The 16,818-nt window shown below is 64.3% G+C and carries 16 protein-coding genes; 10 read left to right on the plus strand and 6 right to left on the minus strand.

Annotated features, from left to right (window positions below):
• Nucleotides 1-71: 71 nt before the first annotated feature.
• From F0185_RS08355 to arsH, 9 genes are all read left to right on the plus strand, one after another.
• Entirely contained in the window at nucleotides 72-911 is an 840-nt protein-coding gene (locus F0185_RS08355; RefSeq protein ID WP_167223343.1) for an urease accessory protein UreD, read from the plus strand.
• An 18-nt stretch (nucleotides 912-929) separates the two neighbouring features.
• Nucleotides 930-1,232, plus strand: coding sequence for an urease subunit gamma (locus F0185_RS08360; RefSeq protein ID WP_054262719.1), 303 nt, complete (start codon nucleotides 930-932; stop codon nucleotides 1,230-1,232).
• A 13-nt stretch (nucleotides 1,233-1,245) separates the two neighbouring features.
• The gene (locus tag F0185_RS08365) at nucleotides 1,246-1,569 is read left to right on the plus strand and encodes an urease subunit beta (protein WP_167223457.1); all 324 of its coding nucleotides are present in this window, start codon (nucleotides 1,246-1,248) and stop codon (nucleotides 1,567-1,569) included.
• 1 nt (nucleotide 1,570) lies between these two features.
• Complete coding sequence (ureC, locus tag F0185_RS08370) at nucleotides 1,571-3,271, plus strand: urease subunit alpha (protein ID WP_167223345.1); 1,701 nt, start codon at nucleotides 1,571-1,573, stop codon at nucleotides 3,269-3,271.
• A 12-nt stretch (nucleotides 3,272-3,283) separates the two neighbouring features.
• The gene (gene ureE, locus F0185_RS08375) at nucleotides 3,284-3,796 is read left to right on the plus strand and encodes an urease accessory protein UreE (RefSeq protein ID WP_167223347.1); all 513 of its coding nucleotides are present in this window, start codon (nucleotides 3,284-3,286) and stop codon (nucleotides 3,794-3,796) included.
• Nucleotides 3,793-4,458 (plus strand): urease accessory protein UreF, encoded by a 666-nt coding sequence (locus tag F0185_RS08380; protein WP_167223349.1) that lies wholly within the window; start codon nucleotides 3,793-3,795, stop codon nucleotides 4,456-4,458. The genes ureE and F0185_RS08380 overlap by 4 nt, the downstream gene beginning before the upstream one ends.
• A gap of 23 nt (nucleotides 4,459-4,481) precedes the next feature.
• Nucleotides 4,482-5,096, plus strand: coding sequence for an urease accessory protein UreG (gene ureG / locus F0185_RS08385; RefSeq protein WP_167223352.1), 615 nt, complete (start codon nucleotides 4,482-4,484; stop codon nucleotides 5,094-5,096).
• 90 nt (nucleotides 5,097-5,186) lie between these two features.
• The gene (arsC, locus tag F0185_RS08390) at nucleotides 5,187-5,543 is read left to right on the plus strand and encodes an arsenate reductase (glutaredoxin) (protein WP_167223354.1); all 357 of its coding nucleotides are present in this window, start codon (nucleotides 5,187-5,189) and stop codon (nucleotides 5,541-5,543) included.
• 15 nt (nucleotides 5,544-5,558) lie between these two features.
• Nucleotides 5,559-6,242 (plus strand): arsenical resistance protein ArsH, encoded by a 684-nt coding sequence (gene arsH, locus F0185_RS08395; protein WP_167223459.1) that lies wholly within the window; start codon nucleotides 5,559-5,561, stop codon nucleotides 6,240-6,242.
• A gap of 506 nt (nucleotides 6,243-6,748) precedes the next feature.
• Here arsH and F0185_RS08400 read toward each other — a convergent pair.
• From F0185_RS08400 to F0185_RS08415, 4 genes are all read right to left on the minus strand, one after another.
• Nucleotides 6,749-7,315: a pentapeptide repeat-containing protein gene (locus F0185_RS08400; RefSeq protein ID WP_167223356.1), complete on the minus strand. Its 567-nt coding sequence runs from the start codon at nucleotides 7,313-7,315 to the stop codon at nucleotides 6,749-6,751.
• Between the two features lie 73 nt (nucleotides 7,316-7,388).
• Nucleotides 7,389-7,775, minus strand: coding sequence for a diacylglycerol kinase family protein (locus tag F0185_RS08405; protein WP_166884570.1), 387 nt, complete (start codon nucleotides 7,773-7,775; stop codon nucleotides 7,389-7,391).
• Between the two features lie 127 nt (nucleotides 7,776-7,902).
• Nucleotides 7,903-9,810: a linalool dehydratase/isomerase domain-containing protein gene (locus F0185_RS08410; protein WP_167223358.1), complete on the minus strand. Its 1,908-nt coding sequence runs from the start codon at nucleotides 9,808-9,810 to the stop codon at nucleotides 7,903-7,905.
• A 98-nt stretch (nucleotides 9,811-9,908) separates the two neighbouring features.
• The gene (locus tag F0185_RS08415) at nucleotides 9,909-10,457 is read right to left on the minus strand and encodes a leucine-rich repeat domain-containing protein (RefSeq protein WP_167223360.1); all 549 of its coding nucleotides are present in this window, start codon (nucleotides 10,455-10,457) and stop codon (nucleotides 9,909-9,911) included.
• A 370-nt stretch (nucleotides 10,458-10,827) separates the two neighbouring features.
• Here F0185_RS08415 and F0185_RS08420 point away from each other — a divergent pair, with 370 nt between their 5' ends.
• Nucleotides 10,828-11,685, plus strand: coding sequence for a VirK/YbjX family protein (locus F0185_RS08420; protein ID WP_167223362.1), 858 nt, complete (start codon nucleotides 10,828-10,830; stop codon nucleotides 11,683-11,685).
• Nucleotides 11,686-11,942: 257 nt separating this feature from the next.
• On the opposite strand, the gene F0185_RS08425 is transcribed toward F0185_RS08420, so the two are convergent.
• Together F0185_RS08425 and F0185_RS08430 are read right to left on the minus strand one after the other, a co-directional pair.
• Nucleotides 11,943-12,557: a hypothetical protein gene (locus tag F0185_RS08425; protein ID WP_167223364.1), complete on the minus strand. Its 615-nt coding sequence runs from the start codon at nucleotides 12,555-12,557 to the stop codon at nucleotides 11,943-11,945.
• A gap of 36 nt (nucleotides 12,558-12,593) precedes the next feature.
• On the minus strand, nucleotides 12,594-16,643 hold the full coding sequence (locus F0185_RS08430) for a Pls/PosA family non-ribosomal peptide synthetase (RefSeq protein WP_167223366.1): 4,050 nt from the start codon (nucleotides 16,641-16,643) through the stop codon (nucleotides 12,594-12,596).
• Between the last annotated feature and the right edge of the window lie 175 nt (nucleotides 16,644-16,818).

The raw sequence follows: 16,818 nt of genomic DNA on the forward strand, positions 1-16,818 counted from the left end.
TCACCCGCTGTGGGCACGCCGCACCATGAACGTGCCGCGTGCGCTGGCACGCATCCTGCTCCTGCAAAGGTATGCGAGATTGCCACCCGACCGAACCGACCCACACTGCATGGCAAGCGAGCCTGCGGCTGGGCTTCGCCGACGATGCCGGCACCACGCGGCTGATGGAGCGCGTCCACAGCGGGCCGCTGCGGGTGCAAAAGCCGCTGTATCCGGAAGGCGCGCGTATCTGCCACGCGATCATCGTCCATCCGCCCGGTGGCGTGGTGGGCGGCGACCGGCTGTCGGTGAGCGTGTCCGCCGGGGCGTCCACGCATGCGTTCCTGACCTCGCCCGGCGCCGCCAAGTGGTACCGGGCCAACGGCAAGGTCTCGCGCCAGGATGTGACGATCGACGCCGGCGCCGGCGCGGCCGTCGAATGGATGCCGCAGGAAGCCATTTTCTTCAATGGCGCCCATGTGGCGCTCGAACAACGGGTCGAGTTGGCGCTTGATGCCAGCTACATCGGCTGCGACATCCTGTGCCTGGGCCGGCGCGCCTCGGGCGAGACTTTTGAGAGCGGCGTCATTACCCAGCACACGCAGATCCGCCGTGGCGGCAAGCTGCTGTGGTGGGAGCAGGGTGCGCTGCGCGGCGGCGGCGCGGCCATGCACAGCCCTCTTGGACTGAACGGCGCGAGCGTGTGCGCCACCCTGGTCGGCGTGGGCAGGCCGGCCGGCGCCGCGCTGATCGATGCCATGCGCGCGCTCGATCCGTCGCTCGGCGTGACCCAAATCAAGTCGGTTTTTGTCGCACGTTACCTGGGCGAAGACAGCGAAAGCGCGCGTCGCGCCATGTTCGGGGTGTGGCAGATGTTGCGCCCGCACCTGCTCGGGTGCGCCGCGCCGCTGCCGCGCATCTGGAACACCTGAAAAGAGAGACGACAATCCATGGACCTGACCCCGCGCGAAAAAGACAAACTGCTGATCTTCACCGCCGCCTTGCTGGCCGAACGGCGCATGGCGCGCGGCCTCAAACTCAATTATCCGGAAGCCGTGGCGTTGATCAGCGCGGCCATCATGGAGGGCGCGCGCGACGGCAAGACGGTGGCGCAGCTGATGTCCGAAGGCGCCGCGATATTGACGCGCGCCGACGTCATGGACGGCATCGCCGAGATGATCCCCGATATCCAGGTCGAGGCGACTTTCCCGGACGGCAGCAAGCTCGTGACCGTCCACAACCCCATTCCCTGAGAGCGAGATGAGCATGATACCTGGCCAATACCTGCTTGCCGATGGCGACATTGAACTGAACGCCGGCCGCGCCACCCGCACCGTGGTCGTGGCCAACAGCGGCGACCGGCCAATCCAGGTCGGCTCGCACTTTCACTTCTTCGAGGTCAATACCGCGCTGCACTTCGCGCGCAGCGCGGCAATTGGCATGCGGCTCAATATCGCTTCCGGCACCGCGGTGCGCTTCGAGCCGGGCCAGCGGCGCACGGTGGAACTGGTCGCACTCGGTGGCGACCGGATGGTGTTCGGCTTTAACGGCCTGGTGATGGGCGAACTGCCACCGCACGGGAGCGACTGAGATGCCCTCGATCAGCCGCCGCGCCTACGCCGACATGTTCGGCCCCACCACGGGCGACCGCATCCGCCTTGCAGATACCGACCTGTTCATCGAGATCGAACGCGACTTCGCCATCCATGGCGAGGAAGTCAAGTTCGGCGGCGGTAAAACCATCCGCGACGGCATGGGGCAGTCGCAGCGGCTGCATGCCGACGTGATGGATACCGTCATCACCAACGCCGTCATCGTCGACCACTGGGGCATCGTCAAGGCCGATATCGGCCTCAAAAACGGCCTGATCGCCGCCATCGGCAAGGCCGGCAACCCGGACGTGCAGCCAGGCGTGACGATGGCCATCGGCGGCGCCACCGAAATCATCGCCGGCGAAGGCATGATCGTCACCGCCGGCGGGGTCGATACCCACATCCATTTCATCTGCCCGCAGCAGATCGAAGAAGCGCTCATGAGCGGCATCACCACCATGATCGGCGGCGGCACCGGTCCCGCGACCGGCACCGCGGCCACCACCTGCACGCCGGGACCGTGGCACCTGCACGCGATGCTCGGGGCGGCCGATGCCTTTCCGATGAACCTGGGCTTCATGGGCAAGGGCAACGTCAGCCTGCCGGGACCCCTGGAGGAACAGGTGCTGGCCGGCGCGATCGGCCTCAAACTCCACGAAGACTGGGGCAGCACCCCGGCCGCCATCGACAACTGCCTGGCGGTGGCCGAGCGCATGGACGTGCAGGTGGCGCTGCATTCCGATACCCTCAACGAAGGCGGCTTTTTGGAAAGCACGCTGGGCGCCTTCAAGGATCGCACCATCCACACCTTCCATACGGAAGGGGCGGGCGGCGGCCATGCGCCCGACATCATCGCCGCCGTCGGCCAGGACAACGTGCTGCCGTCGTCGACCAATCCGACCCGGCCCTTCACCGTCAACACGCTCGACGAGCATCTCGACATGCTGATGGTGTGTCATCACCTCGACCCGGCCATAGCCGAAGACGTGGCCTTCGCCGAGTCGCGCATCCGGCGCGAGACCATCGCCGCCGAGGATATCTTGCACGACCTGGGGGCGATCTCGATGATGTCGTCCGACTCGCAAGCGATGGGCCGGGTGGGCGAAGTGATCATGCGCACCTGGCAGAGCGCCCACAAGATGAAGCAGCAGCGCGGCCCGCTCGCACCCGACACGGCGCGCAACGACAACTTTCGCGTCAAGCGCTATATCGCCAAATACACGATCAACCCGGCCATCACGCATGGCGTCTCGCACGCGGTCGGCTCGCTGGAAGTGGGCAAGATCGCCGATATCGTACTGTGGAAGCCGGCGTTTTTCGGTGTAAAGCCGTCGATCATTCTCAAAGGCGGCATGATTGCGGCGGCGCAGATGGGCGACCCGAACGCGTCGATCCCGACGCCGCAGCCGGTCCACTACCGCATGATGTTCGGCGCCTTTGGCGGCGGCCTGAAAAAGTCGTTCACGTTCGTCTCGCAAGCCGCCTACGACGCGGGTATCGGCCGGCAACTGGGCTTGAGCAAGACGCTCATTCCCGTGCACGGCATGCGCCACCTGCGCAAGCGCGACATGATCCACAACGGCGCCACGCCCCGCATGGAAGTCGATCCCGAAACCTACGAAGTGCGCGCCGACGGCCAGTTGCTGGTCTGCGAAGCCGCAGTCGTGCTGCCGATGGCGCAGCGCTATTTTTTGTTCTGAGAGAGTCCCGTGATGATGACATTGCATACCAAGCTGGCGCAGGCCGAACGCGTCGACGATGAGCTGGTGCTGGCCTACGACCAGCGCGAAAAGTGCCGCCTGCGCGCGCGCCTGGCGTCCGGCGAGGAGGTGGCGCTGTTCATGGTGCGCGGCACGGTGCTGCGCGACGGCGAGCTCTTGACGGGAGCCGAAGGGCGCGTGGTGCGCGTTCTCGCCGCCAGCGAACCGACCTACGTGGTCCGTTGCGGCACGCCCCTGATCATGGCGCGCTGCGCTTTTCATTTGGGGAACCGGCATACGCAGGCCCAGATCGGCGATGGCTTCTTGCGCATCCGGGTCGATCCGGTGCTCAAGGAGATGGTGGAGGGCCTGGGCGCGCGCGTGGAGCAAGAGAGCGCGCCGTTCGAGCCGGAAGCGGGGGCGTATTCGGGTGGAGGGCACAGCCACGGCCACGATGGCCATCCGCTCGCTCCCGTGCCGCTGCGCCAGAAGATACACCGGCCGGGCGACCCGGCGTCGGCATGAACGCCAGCGCGCTGCTGCACCTGCTGCAGTTTGCCAGCCCGGCGCTGCCGATCGGCGGCTACAGCTATTCGCAAGGGCTGGAAGCGGCGTTCGAGGCGGGCCTGGTGACGGAAGCCGACAGCGCCCGCGCCTGGATCGCGCGTCACCTGGACGAGGTGGTGGCGCAGTGGGATGCGCCGCTGTTCTGGCGCCTGCTTAAGGCCTTCGAGGCGCATGACGACGCCTCGGTGGCCCTGTGGAGCGAGCGTTTCCTGGCCTCGCGCGACAGTGCCGAGTTCCGCGCCGAGACCATCCAGATGGGCTACTCGCTCACGCGCCTGATCGCGGAGCTGGGCGTGGCCGACGTGGCCTCGCTCGGCCCCGAGGTGGCGCTGCCGACCGCCTTTGCCTGCGCGGTCGACGCCCTTGGCATACCGCACGAAGAAGCGCTGCTGGCGATGCTGTTCTCCTGGATCGAAAACCAGGTGCTGGTGTGCGTCAAGTCGGTGCCGCTGGGGCAGGTGGCGGGCCAGCGCATGCTGCTGTCGCTGCGCGCAAACATCGAACAAGCGGCGCGGCGCGCGCAAACGCTGGGCGACGAGGAGATGTCGAACTGGTCGCCCGGCCTGTCGATGCTGTCGATGCGGCACGAGGCGCAGCACGGCAGGTTGTACCGATCATGATTAACCAGGAAGAGAGACAGAAAATGACATCGAATCCCCTGCGGGTCGGCATCGGCGGTCCGGTTGGTTCCGGCAAGACCGCCTTGTGCGAAATGCTCTGCAAAAGCATGCGCGATCAATACGACATGGCGGTCATCACGAACGACATCTACACCCGCGAAGACATGGACATCCTGCTGCGCGCCGGTGCGCTGCCGGCCGAGCGACTGATGGGCGTGGAAACCGGCGGCTGCCCGCACACCGCAATCCGCGAAGATGCCTCGATCAACCTGGAAGCCATCGCGCGCATGCAGGCCGATTTTCCCGAGCTGGACCTGATCCTGATCGAGTCCGGCGGCGACAACCTGGCCGCCACCTTCAGCCCCGAGCTGTCGGACCTGACCCTGTACGTGATCGACGTGGCCGGCGGCGAGAAGATCCCGCGCAAGGGCGGTCCGGGCATCACGCGTTCGGATCTGCTGATCATCAACAAGACCGACCTGGCGCCGCACGTGGGGGCCGATCTCGCGATCATGGCGCGCGACGCGAAGCACCAGCGCGGCGAGCGCCCCTTCATTTTCACCAACCTGCGCAGCGGCGAAGGTGTGGACGCCGTGGTGGCCTTTATCCGCGAACAGGGCCTGCTCGACGCCGGATGACTGGCCCGCCCACGGCGGCGGCTTGTCTTGATGGGTCATTTCGACTATTATTGAATCATCAAAACGAGCCGCATCGCGCGCGAATCCGCCATGACCATTACGATTTACCACAACGCGCGCTGCAGTAACTCGCGCCGCGCCCTTGAACTGATCCAGGCCAGCGGCTTTGATCCGAAGATCATCGATTACCTGGTCGACCCGCCCACGCGCGCCGTGCTGAAAGAGCTGATCTCGCGTGCGGGCCTGGCGGTGCGCGACGCCATGCGCACCAAGGAGCAGGAATACGCCGACCTCGGATTGGCCAATGCCGCCGACGATGCCCTGCTGGACGCCATGGTGGCCCATCCGACCCTGATCAACCGCCCGTTCGTGGTCACGCCGCTGGGCGTGCGCCTGTGCCGTCCCGGCGATCTGGTGCTCGATATCTTGCCGCCGAAGGACGCCTGAATGGACATCAAGGACATGAGCCTGCCCAACCTGGGCGAAGCGCAGTTCGACCTGCCGACGCTGGATAAACTGGCGCCGCCGGCGCCTTTCGATCATCCGCCGCGCATCCTGCTGCTGTACGGGTCCCTGCGCGAGCGCTCGTTCAGCCGCTTCCTGACCGAAGAAGCGGCGCGCATCCTGGCGCACATGGGCGCCGACGTGCGCATTTTCGACCCGCACGGCCTGCCCATGACCGACAGCGAAGCGGTCACCCATCCCAAGGTGGCCGAGCTGCGCGCATTGTCGCTCTGGTCGGAAGGGCAGGTGTGGTGCAGCCCGGAGCGGCATGGCGCCATTACCTCGGTGATGAAAAACCAGATCGACTGGATTCCGCTGGAAGTCGGTTCCACCCGGCCGACCCAGGGACGCACGCTGGCGGTGATGCAGGTGTCGGGCGGCTCGCAGTCGTTCAATACCGTCAACACCTTGCGTTTGCTGGGGCGCTGGATGCGCATGGTGACGATACCGAACCAGTCGTCGGTGCCCAAGGCCTACGAGCAGTTCGACGAGGCGGGGCGCATGAAGCCATCGCCGTTTTACGACCGCGTGGTCGATGTGATGGAAGAGCTGTTCAAATTCACCTTGCTACTGCGCGAGCGCAGCGATTACCTGGTGGACCGCTACAGCGAACGTCGGGATGCCGCCGTGCGCAGCGTCTAAAGGGCGCCGCGAAAAACCGGTCCAGCCCCTGTAGTACTAGCGGCCAAGGTTGAGGTGCGCTTCCAACAACTCAACAAATATGAAAGCGGCCTCAACATTCCGCCCGGACCTGGCCGAGTCGTGCTCTACCGTCCCGGCCTTGGTGGTTTGTCCGCGCCGTGATCCACTGCCCTCGACGTGCAAGTAGACGCCTTGGTTGGCGCCGCTTTCAAAACGATACCTACCCTACGACTGCCTTAATGACCGCTATATAGACAACGAAGAGAGCGAAGGCAAGTATCATTCTTCGAAAGTAGTATTGCTCCTCGGGTGGATCGGCGCGCGTTATTAAGCGCAACCAGCCCCCCGTGAAATCATGCAAATAATCAAAGAAAGTATCTTTACGACCTCGTCGTAGCCCCGTGTATCGTACTGTGTAGAAAACGAACGCCGCCAGCGCGAACACCCCTGGCAGGATCATTGCGACTCCTATCGCGATTTGTAATATGTTCATAGCGTTGAGATCTCTATAAGCTTTTGAGGAGCGGAATCAGATTGTTCTGAACTGACCAAGTACTGGTCTTCTGAGCTGAGACCCGCGCGCGGATCGAGCATGTGTTTGCCGGCCTGACCGAGATGGGCGCCAAGGGCCTGTTTCTGAAGTTCGTCTTCACAAAAATGCAGTTGACGAATCGAACCTCAGTCCCTATCGCGGATGTTAAATTTGCCATGGAAAAATCGCATTTAGAGAATTCACCCCGCAATACAGCACCTGATAAATTCGCCGACGTAAAGTCGCACGAATTGAAGATTTTTCCTAAATGCGTTTGCAGCGACGCAAAGCAAAATCGCACTTTCTCAACCTTGCACATCCCAAACTGGCCAGTTCGTTCAAGTGCCGCTCCAGAAAGATCGACAGAATTTATCGTTACGTTCTTGATGAATTGCGTGATCGCAATTCCACGCAAATCAACGAACCCATCATCCATCACGGGAAAAGGGAAGGTAGATTTCCCGACGAGCGCTTCTTCACCCTGGCATATTTGTTGGGTAGTCCATCGCTTCTTTAATTGTTCAATCTCTGATTTGTCCATCGCTTTTCTCAACATGCCACTGCCGGCATCGCGACCGGCGACCACGCGACATTTACCGGTAATGAGAGGCGCCCTAAAGGTAGGGCCAGAAGGTGAGCGCGCCGATCAGCACCGCGCCGGCGGCGGCAATGAGCACGCCGCCGGCGCCGATGTCCTTGGCGTGCTTGACCGCGATGGCGTAGCCGGGCGAGACGACGTCGCACACGTATTCGACCGCCGTGTTGATGGTTTCGGCCACCCACACCGCCACCATCGCCGCGACCAGCCAGCGCCAGTCGGCGCTGCTGACATTGAAGTACAGTCCAAGGCCGACCACGATCACGCTGGCGGCCAGGTGCAGCCACGCGTTGTGCTGGGTCTTGAGCATGAAGACAATGCCCGCAATGGCGTAGCCGAAGCTTTTGGAGCGGGCCGCCAGCGAAAAGCGCTGCGGAGTAGCGACGTTTTTGGTTTCGTTCATGGTGTATCCGTAGGTTTGATCAAGCGCCAGTCCTGCGCCTTGCCGGGCCGGCGCGCCGGCCTGGCCAGCCACGACGTGACTGCGGCAATGCCGCCCAGCACAGCGGCCAGAAGGACGCAGCATGCCATTATCTGCCTCCCTGGACTTGAACGTGCAGGTTTGTGCGCCCGGCGAGCGCCATGCTCACGCTGGCCTTGCCGCTGGCGTCGGCCGTGACGCTTACATCGTTGGCAAGGTACTGGCCGTACGCCCGCAGGCCGACGAGGCCAATCACGTGGATGCCGTCGGCATACAGCACCGCGCGCAAGCCATGGCCGTCGGCATGCGCACTGGCGACCAGGATGTCGGGATACGCCAGCGCATCGAGCTGCGGCCCCGCCACCAGGGGCGGATCGCCAATCACCTGGCGAAAGCCATCGCGCGTGCCGGCCCGCGCCATCAACTCGACCCCGTGCGCCCAGACCGAGGCGCGCATGCGGTGGATCACGCCATCCTTGAGCACACTCGGGCACTGCGCTTCCAGCGCGGCCATGCAGGCGTCGTAGACGGCGCTGTCGCCCAGTTCCGCAGCCGCCAGCGCGGTGGCGCTGTAGGCGCTGGCGCGCGAGAAGCCGTAGTTGCCGGTATCGATAGGCCAGAAGGCACGGCGGCGCAAGGCGCCATCGCGCCCGAACAACTGGCGTCGCAGCAGCAGCCACTGGCGGCGCGCCAGGTCGGGGGCGACCACGTTCAGGAAGAAGCACGGCATCGCCAGCGGCATCGCGCCGCCGATAGCCGGCAGGGCCAGGCCGGTGCGCGCCGACTTGCATGGGACATACCGGCCGAAGCCGTCGAGGAATTCGGCTTCCAGGTTGTGGCGGAAGTCGTGCGCGCGGGCCGGCCAGCGCTGCTCGCCATGCTGGGCGTCGAAGGCCATGATGGCGCTCGCGCCGATGGTGTTACACAGCGGGTAGACCCAATTCGGCTCGCAGGCGATCAGGTAGTAGGGCGAGGTCGTATATTCGTGTTCGAGGCGCCGCACCAGCGAGCCGGCATCGTGCGCGTAGCGCCGCCCCGACGGATGGGTGAGCGTAAAACGGCCGCTTTCGGAGAAATCGCGGCGCCCGGTGCTGGCACTGAACAGCGCCATTTGCAGCGCCACGAAACCGGTGTACATGATGTTCTCGCGTGCGATCGGGTCCGGGTCGGCCCGCAGGTTGCCCCACAGGTTTTCCAGTCCCCAGTACGACCAGACCCGGTGCTGCGCCTGTTTGTCGAGCAGCGCGATCTGCGCCTCGTGCATATAGCCGCGAAACGCCGGCGTGTAGCGCGCTTGCGTGAGCGCCACGCCGTAGGCGAGAAAATTCAACTGGTAGCGCGTGGCGGCAGTCTGGAACTGGTCGATTTTTTCGAAGCCGTCGAACTGGTCGAGCGGTTGCAGGGCGCGGTCGAGGGCAAAGCGCAGGCGCCGCAGGTGATCGAGCGACATTTCGGGCGCATCGCCGGTGTCGGGAGCGGCGTTGAAAATGTGGTTCAAGCGCTCCGATTGACCGGCAAGCCAGGCGTTGTCGATCTTGCGCTGACGGCGCGCGAGGGCGAAGCGGGCGGCCATGGCCAGGGCCAGCGCCACGAAAGCGAGGACTAGTCCGGAGAGCACCATGTCGATCGTCGCTGCCCGCAGCGCGCCGTGGCGCATGGTGGCCGCGCCGGCGGCCATGCCCAGCCAGGCCACGGGCGGCGCGAGGATATTGCCGGTGCCGAACCAGACCAGCAGGGCGAAGGCGAAGGTGGCCATGCCGGCGGCCGCCGCGAGCAGGTGGCCGACGCCGCTGGCGGTGCAGATGTCGGCATGGGCGAGAAAGCCGCCGCCGGGCAGGATCAGGCCCATGCCCAGGATGCGCAGCTGGTCCTGGTGCGTCAGGAACAGCAAGGCCATTCCTGCGCCGAGCATCAGCAGATAGAGAAGGAACAGGCGGATGAGGCGTGCCTGGGTCACCGGGCCGAACAGGCGTTGGTAAGTTGGCAGGGGAACAATATCGGTGTCGTGAGAGGTCATTCCTGCCGGCCGGTCGGGTAAAGCATCATTTTACTTGAACTGCCGCAAGTAAATTTGTTGCCGCCCAGAATTGGATGAGTTTGAAGGCATGGGCATGGCTACCATTTGCCATCGAAGCTGCCATCATAAAATTCGCCATTGCCCTTGACCAATATCGAACACGTGGGCATTTGTCGCGACAATGCCAGCAGCGCCGGGCGTGAAAAATTGTCTCCGTCCAAGGTGATGCAGATATGCTCTAATTGCGTCATCGGCGCCAGTCGGTCCAGGCCGGACTGGTCGATCGAGGTCCCGTGGATTTGCAGATCGACCAGGTTGTCGAGCTTTAGCAGGTGGACGATGCAGTCGTTGGTGAGCTGATCATTTTCCTTCAGCCTCAGACTAGTCAGGCGTGGCAGGGCGGCAAGATGTGCCAGGCCCTGGTTGCTGATCTCCGTCCACTGCAGGTTCAGGTCCTCAATGCTTTTCGCTTTCGCAAGATGGGCCAGCCCGGCATCGTCGAGGTTGGTACCGCTAAAGCACGCAGAGCGCAGGTGGCTTAGCTCGCACAGCTTCTCCAGCTCGTCCATGCGAGCGATCTGGTGGCTTCGGGCGAAAGTAAAATGGTGGATAGACCGATCGAACCATACACCGTCGATCTCGATCATGCGTGCCCTCCGCAGTCGTGCGCGCACATTGTTGAATGTGAGAAATGTATGCTGAATATCATATGGGGCAAGGATAACCGCGAGCCTGCGCCACGCGCAAGTGGCCGCTCTTGCGGCTGCTGATATCCGACACGTCGATCATGGCGTCCTTATATATCCAAACGGAAATTAAATGTATTTACCGCCACGCTTTTAATTTACAATAGAAGATCACTGCAACGGTAGTTTTTCATTGGAAACACCCGCTTGCATCATTTCTGATTGTTAGCGGAGTCCAGCAATGAATTTTCAAGAAGGCCCTTTCGCAGGAGGGCTGGAGACAGTTTTCCTGACGCCGACGATCAGCCTCCGTTCAGGCGTTCCGGACACCTTGCCCGCATTGCAATACTGGCGCGAGCGCGTCAAGCTGCAGGCGCGCGCGCTGATGCATCGGCGCGTCACCGATCAGTGGTTGCGCGTGCTCAATGCGCATCCGGTCTTTTGCGACCTGGTGCGCGATTCGCCGAAGCTGCTGTACAAAATCTATCGCCCCTACATGAGCAATGTGCTGTGCGCCGAGGCGCGCCTGCGCGTGTTGGCGACGCATTACGGCTTTGTGTTCAGCCGTGGAATGGGGCCGCTGATCGTCGCGGCCGCTCGCGCCGGCGTAGCGCTCGGATCGGTCGAGGGCAAAACCGGCTCAATATATGAGCTGCAACTGCGCGCCGTGTCCACCATGGAACGCGAAGGCGAGCTGGTGTTGCAGTTGTGCGATGGCGGCACGCCCGTGTTTTCGCTGGCGTTCACCTTTGCGGAAGACGAGGGCCAGCAGATCGTGTGCATCGGCTGCATCCAGGGTCCGAAGGGCAGCGACGGGCTCGAAGCGATCCGCACGGCAACGCGCGAGTTGCACGGCGCGCGGCCCAAGCATTTGCTGGTGACCCTGGTGCGGCAGCTGGGCCATGCTGTCGGTTGCAGTCGCGTGCGGCTGGTTGGGAATGCGAACCGGGTCGTACACGGTGCGATTCGCCGCGGCAAGGTGATGGCCGACTACGACCAGATGTGGAACGAGCTGGGAGCCGAGCGGCGTGCCGATGGCGATTATACGATTGCCTGCGAGCCAGTGCCGGAACCCGACATGGAACAAATCCAGTCGAAAAAGCGCTCCGAAGCGCGCAAGCGCCACGCGGTGGTGCTGGAACTGGCCGATGCGCTGGTGGCCAGCCTGGCCAAGCCGCTCAACCCTTGATCCAGCTCAAACCGGGGTCTGACCCTAATGCCGGTAAAAACCCGTCATTCCCGCGTAGGCGGGAATCCAAGGCACCGTCGCTCAGCTAAGATGCCTTGGATTCCCGCCTACGCGGGAATGACGGGTCTTAAGTTAACTCTATTAGGGTCTGACCCCGGTTTGAGGCGGATCAAGTCAGGGGACGCTGGTGGCGGCCGCCGCCGGGCATGCGGCCCGGCTGGCGCCTGCCGGAAGATGCTCGCCCTTCATCGTCCGTGTCAGTGGGGCGAGGCGTGGAAGCCGCCGTGCAGCGCGACCGAATTGGCGCGGTGGACATCGTCCAGGCCGGCGCCGTGCACACCCCCCGCCACGTCCGGTGCGTAGGGCGCAATACCATCGGTGTAGCCCGCGAGGTTTTTGATCTGCGCGATGGCCGCCGCATCGCCCTCGAATGCCTGCGCCATTTCCTCGGCGTAGTCGAGCGGGTCGACCATGAACATGATCTCGAGCGGATTCATGGTCAAATACGGAAGCGGCAGGGCTTTGAGCGCATCCATGGCGTGTTGCCAATATGCCTTGCCCAATGCCGGATCGCCGGCGATCGCTTCGAAGTGCGGCAGCGCTTGCGACATGTTTTCAATCGCCTTGGCGACGGTGGTGCATGGCAAGCCGACTTCGATCGCTTCTTCGTCCTCGTCCTCATCTTCATCGAGCTCGACCGTCACCATCTGGAGATCGTCCGCCTTGAAGCAGAAAAACCAGGGGATGGGGATCGCGTAGGACGCTTCGGCAACCTCCGCATAGCTGTTTCCCGGCTTGTCCAGATCACGGGCCAGTGCAAACGGGTTGCTGGTCAGGACTGAGGTGTTTAACAGGTATGCGCGGTTCGCCATGGGGTGCTTTCTGGTAACAGGAATGAGTCTGACAGTTTATGTTGCCGAGGCCGCACTTGCAACACGCGCGGGCGCCGCCGGGCAACCCGCCCAACTGGTGCCTGCGGGAATGTGCTCGCCCTTCATCACCAGGGTTAGCGGGCCGAGGCGGGCGTTGTCGCCGATTTTGGCGCTGTAGAGCACGGCACTGCGCGGCCCCATCGTGACCTTGCTGCCGATCTCGACATGATCAATCTTCATCACGCGGTCTTCGAACAGGTGGGTCTGCGGGCAGGCGAACGCGTTGAGCTCGCTGTAGTCGCCGATCGAGACGCAGTCGAACTCGGTGATATCGGTGGTGTCCAGATACACGCCGCGCCCCATTTTGCATCCCAACAAGCGGAACGCGACCGGCAGCCAGGGCGTGCCGCGCAGATAGCGCATGAAGTTCGGTACGGCAATGCCTTCGTACAGATTGGTGACGCCTTCCGACAGCCAAACGAACGGCGTCCACATCGGCGCCGAGCGCTTGCGGTAGTGGCCCAGCAGCAGCCATTTGAGCGTGAGCACGAACACGAAGTTGCCGATGCCGTACACCAGGCCGGCCAGCGCCAGGTCGGCGATCACCTCGCCCCACAGCCCGGCGGCGGCGGTCGGCATGACGTCGAGCACCACCGTGTAGCCGACCGCAATCACCAGCGCGTGCGGGGCAACGATACGGAAAGTTTCCACCAGGGTGCGTCCGACGCGGCGCAGCGCCGATGGCCGGTAGGTCAGCCATTCGGGATAGCCGCTGACCTGCTCGCGCGCCGGCAAGTGGATCGCCGGCGAACCGAGCCAGGTATCGCCGCTGGCCATGCGCGCGTTGTCCGGCGCATGGGTGTGCACGCCGACCAGCACCCGTTCCGGCAGGATGGTGCCATCCGGAATATAGCTGCCGTTGCCGACGAAGCTGCGGTGCGATACCACGGTCGCCTGCATGGTCATCCAGCCGCCGTCGATGTGTTCGTCGCCGAGCATGACGGCGTCGGCGATGAAGGTTTCGTCGCCCAGGGTCAGCATGTCGGGCACCACGCCGAGCGCGGTCGAAATCTCGGCATCGCGCCCGACCTTGGCGCCCAGCAGGCGATACCAGAAGGGCGCGAACACGGTCGCATAAATGCCGTGCAGCACGTTCAGGCTGGATTCCTGGATATGGCTCACCAGCCATTTTGCACAATAGATATTACTGTGGACGGCGGAGCGACCCGGTTTCAGGCGCGGCAAGCCGCCCCAGCGGATCGCGGCCGAGACCAGCGCGGTCAGCACGATCAGCACGGCGGAAGCCGGAAACGCCAGCAGGAAATAGCGCACCAGCTGGGTCATGACCTGGTTGCCTTGCAGCCAGGGCATGACTTCCATTTCATCGAGCCAGTCGATCAAGACAAAACTCGGGAACACCGGCATGAAGAACACCGTGGTCACCAGCAAGATGCCGAACACGAAGAAGACCGCTTCGCCCGCCAGGCGCGCAGGGCTGACCTTCGGTCGCGGCGGCAGGGTCGACACGAACGGTCCCTGGTCGCGCGCGGGCGAGCCGCCCCACACGCGCGCCGCCGGCACGCTGGCGCCATCGGCCAACGCGGCCTGTCCTTCGAGGTGGCCGAGCGCGCCGACCGAGGTGTTGCCTTCCATGACGGCGTAGGACGATACCGAGGCGTTTTCGCCAAGCGCAATGGCGCCCAGCAGCAGGCGGCCGCGATCGACGCGCGCGTTTTCGAGGTTCACGGCGTTGCCGATGCTCACGCCATCGGCGATGTCGAGCAAGTCCGGCGCGCGCAGGGTCATCGAGCCGACCAGCACTTCGCTACCGACCCGTGCGCCAAGCGCGCGCAGCCACCAGACGTACAGCGAGGATCCGCTCAGCAGGTACACCGGGGCCGACTCGACCAGGCGGTCGGCCAGCCACCAGCGGTAATAGGTCCAGCCCCACAGCGGGTAAGACCCGGCCTTGAGGCGCCCGGCGATGAGCCATTTGCCGGCGATCGCGATGACGAATTCCATCACGGTGGCGAACAGGAATACGCCGATCGAGGCGGCCACCGCGCGCGCCACCGAGTCGCCCGCTTCTCCTGTGAAAAAGTGATACGTGAAGAACGGCGCCAGCCACTGCGCCATGCGCAGGGTGACCAGCGGTGGAATGGCCAGCGCCTGGCCGGCCGCGCAGATCCAGCGCCGGGTGGCGGACGGCGCCGTCCAATCCTGCTCGGCCGCGCCGGCGGCCGGCGCATCCATCAGGGCGATGGCGATCTTGCCGATCTGGCGTTGCTGATAGATATCGCGCACGGTGACGTGGGCAAACGCCGGATCGGTGCGCAAGGCCGAGGCCAGCCGCGCGGCGAACAGGGAATGGCCGCCCAGGTCGGTAAAAAAGTCGGCTTCGCGCCGGATCGGCTGGCCGGGGAACAGGCCGGCCAGGGCCTTGAACAGGGCTTCCTCGGCCGGGGTTTCGGGCTGGTCCGAGCCATCGGCGGCGGCCAGGGTGGCCAGCGGCATGGCCTTGAGCGCCTTGCGGTCGATCTTGCCCGACGTTAAGCGTGGCATCAGCGGCAAGATCTCGTAGCGGCTCGGGACCATATAGGCCGGCAAATGCTCTCCCAGCGCGCGGCGCAGGGTGGGGCTCGATACCGACTCGTCGCTGGCGCCGGCGGCGGCTACCACGTAAGCGACCAGCTGGTCGATGCCGTCGTCCTTGCGCAGCAGCACGGCCACCGTGCCCACCCCCGCTTGCTGGGCCAGCACCGCTTCGATTTCGCCCAATTCCACCCGGAAGCCCCGGATTTTCACCTGGTCGTCGGTGCGGCCGAGGCACTGCACTTCGCCGTCGGCATCGATGCGCGCCAGGTCGCCGGTACGGTACAGGCGCGCGTCGTGCGGCCCGCTGGCCCAGGGGTTGGCCAGGAATTTCTCATCGGTCAGGTCGGGCCGGCCGAGGTAGCCGGCGGCCAGGCCCGGACCGGTGATGCACAACTCGCCCGTGGCGCCGCGCGGTTGCAGCGCCAGGACCGGGCCTTCGGTGCCGATCACCAGCAGGCCGTAGTTGGGCAAGGGGGTGCCGATGGTGATCGTGCGCCCCGGCTCCAGGCGCGCCAGGCTGCACGAGACGGTCGCCTCGGTCGGTCCGTAGGTGTTAAAAATCTGGCGGCCGGGCGCGGCCCAGCGCTCGACCACGGATTCGGGGCACATTTCGCCCCCCAGATTAATCAGGCGCAAGCCGGGCACGTCTTCGGCGAACAGGGCCAGCAGGGTCGGCACGGCGTGCAACACGGTCACGCGGTTGGCGGACAGCATGCGCGGCAACGTTTCCGGGTCGCCGGCAATTTCCTTGGGGCCAATCCAGAGCGTGGCGCCGACCAGGTAGGAAATCCAGATTTCCTCGAACGACATGTCGAAGGCCACCGAAAAGCCCTGGTACACGCGGTCCTCGGCGCGCACGCCTAGCACCGCGTTTTCGCTGCGCAAGAAGTGGCAAATGCTGCGCTGGGAAATCAGGATGCCTTTCGGCTTGCCGGTCGAACCCGAGGTGTAGATGACGTAGGCGGGCACGTCGGGCGAGACCTCGCCCCGGCGTTGCAGCCGTTCGCCGTCCGCCAGCGGGGCCAGCAAGTCTTCGGCGCACCAGGCGGCGGTGGGGCCGCCGGCCAGTTGCGCGGCAAAGGCGGCGCTGGTGACCACGCCAACGGCGCTGGCGTCGTCCACGCAGACGGCGAGGCGCTCGACCGGCGTATCCTGGTCGACCGGCAGCCAGGCGGCGCCGGCCTTGGCGATGGCAGCTTGTGCAACCAGCAACTCGATGCCGCGCATCATCCACAGGCCGACAATATGGCCGGGACGCACGCCCAGGCCGATCAGGCGCGAGGCGCCGATATCGGCCAGCCGGTCCAGTTCGGCGTAGCTCAGGCGGCGTTCCTGGTAGATCAGCGCAAGCTGGTCGGGCGCGCGGCGGGCGCTCGCTTCGAGCAGGTCGGCCAGGATTTCGTGTTTCAGCAGGGAGGGTTCGGCCGGCCCGTACAAAATGTCGGGATGGGCGGCGACAGGAGCGTCGGAAAGCGAAGTTAATTCGAGCATTTATACCACGTGGTTGAGACGGCGCGGAGGGACCTCGGCGCCAAACGTCAAGATATAACATTTCGCAGACGCCGTGTTACCGCACGGCTCTTTAATCAGGGAAAATTAAGAATGGCCGCGACACCCGGGTGATCCGACAGGTACAATTGCCGCACGTAAATAATATGAACGAGAC

It is taken from the genome of Massilia rubra, from assembly GCF_011682065.1.
GTDB lineage: Bacteria > Pseudomonadota > Gammaproteobacteria > Burkholderiales > Burkholderiaceae_D > Telluria_A > Telluria_A rubra.

Bases quoted from the DNA above. Each gene is read 5' to 3' on its own strand.
- F0185_RS08355 (WP_167223343.1), top strand. From the start codon at position 72: ATGCGAGATTGCCACCCGACCGAACCGACCCACACTGCATGGCAAGCG.
- F0185_RS08360 (WP_054262719.1), top strand. From the start codon at position 930: ATGGACCTGACCCCGCGCGAAAAAGACAAACTGCTGATCTTCACCGCC.
- F0185_RS08365 (WP_167223457.1), top strand. From the start codon at position 1,246: ATGATACCTGGCCAATACCTGCTTGCCGATGGCGACATTGAACTGAAC.
- ureC (WP_167223345.1), top strand. From the start codon at position 1,571: ATGCCCTCGATCAGCCGCCGCGCCTACGCCGACATGTTCGGCCCCACC.
- ureE (WP_167223347.1), top strand. From the start codon at position 3,284: ATGATGACATTGCATACCAAGCTGGCGCAGGCCGAACGCGTCGACGAT.
- F0185_RS08380 (WP_167223349.1), top strand. From the start codon at position 3,793: ATGAACGCCAGCGCGCTGCTGCACCTGCTGCAGTTTGCCAGCCCGGCG.
- ureG (WP_167223352.1), top strand. From the start codon at position 4,482: ATGACATCGAATCCCCTGCGGGTCGGCATCGGCGGTCCGGTTGGTTCC.
- arsC (WP_167223354.1), top strand. From the start codon at position 5,187: ATGACCATTACGATTTACCACAACGCGCGCTGCAGTAACTCGCGCCGC.
- arsH (WP_167223459.1), top strand. From the start codon at position 5,559: ATGAGCCTGCCCAACCTGGGCGAAGCGCAGTTCGACCTGCCGACGCTG.
- F0185_RS08400 (WP_167223356.1), bottom strand. From the start codon at position 7,315: ATGGACAAATCAGAGATTGAACAATTAAAGAAGCGATGGACTACCCAA.
- F0185_RS08405 (WP_166884570.1), bottom strand. From the start codon at position 7,775: ATGAACGAAACCAAAAACGTCGCTACTCCGCAGCGCTTTTCGCTGGCG.
- F0185_RS08410 (WP_167223358.1), bottom strand. From the start codon at position 9,810: ATGACCTCTCACGACACCGATATTGTTCCCCTGCCAACTTACCAACGC.
- F0185_RS08415 (WP_167223360.1), bottom strand. From the start codon at position 10,457: ATGATCGAGATCGACGGTGTATGGTTCGATCGGTCTATCCACCATTTT.
- F0185_RS08425 (WP_167223364.1), bottom strand. From the start codon at position 12,557: ATGGCGAACCGCGCATACCTGTTAAACACCTCAGTCCTGACCAGCAAC.
- F0185_RS08430 (WP_167223366.1), bottom strand. From the start codon at position 16,643: ATGCTCGAATTAACTTCGCTTTCCGACGCTCCTGTCGCCGCCCATCCC.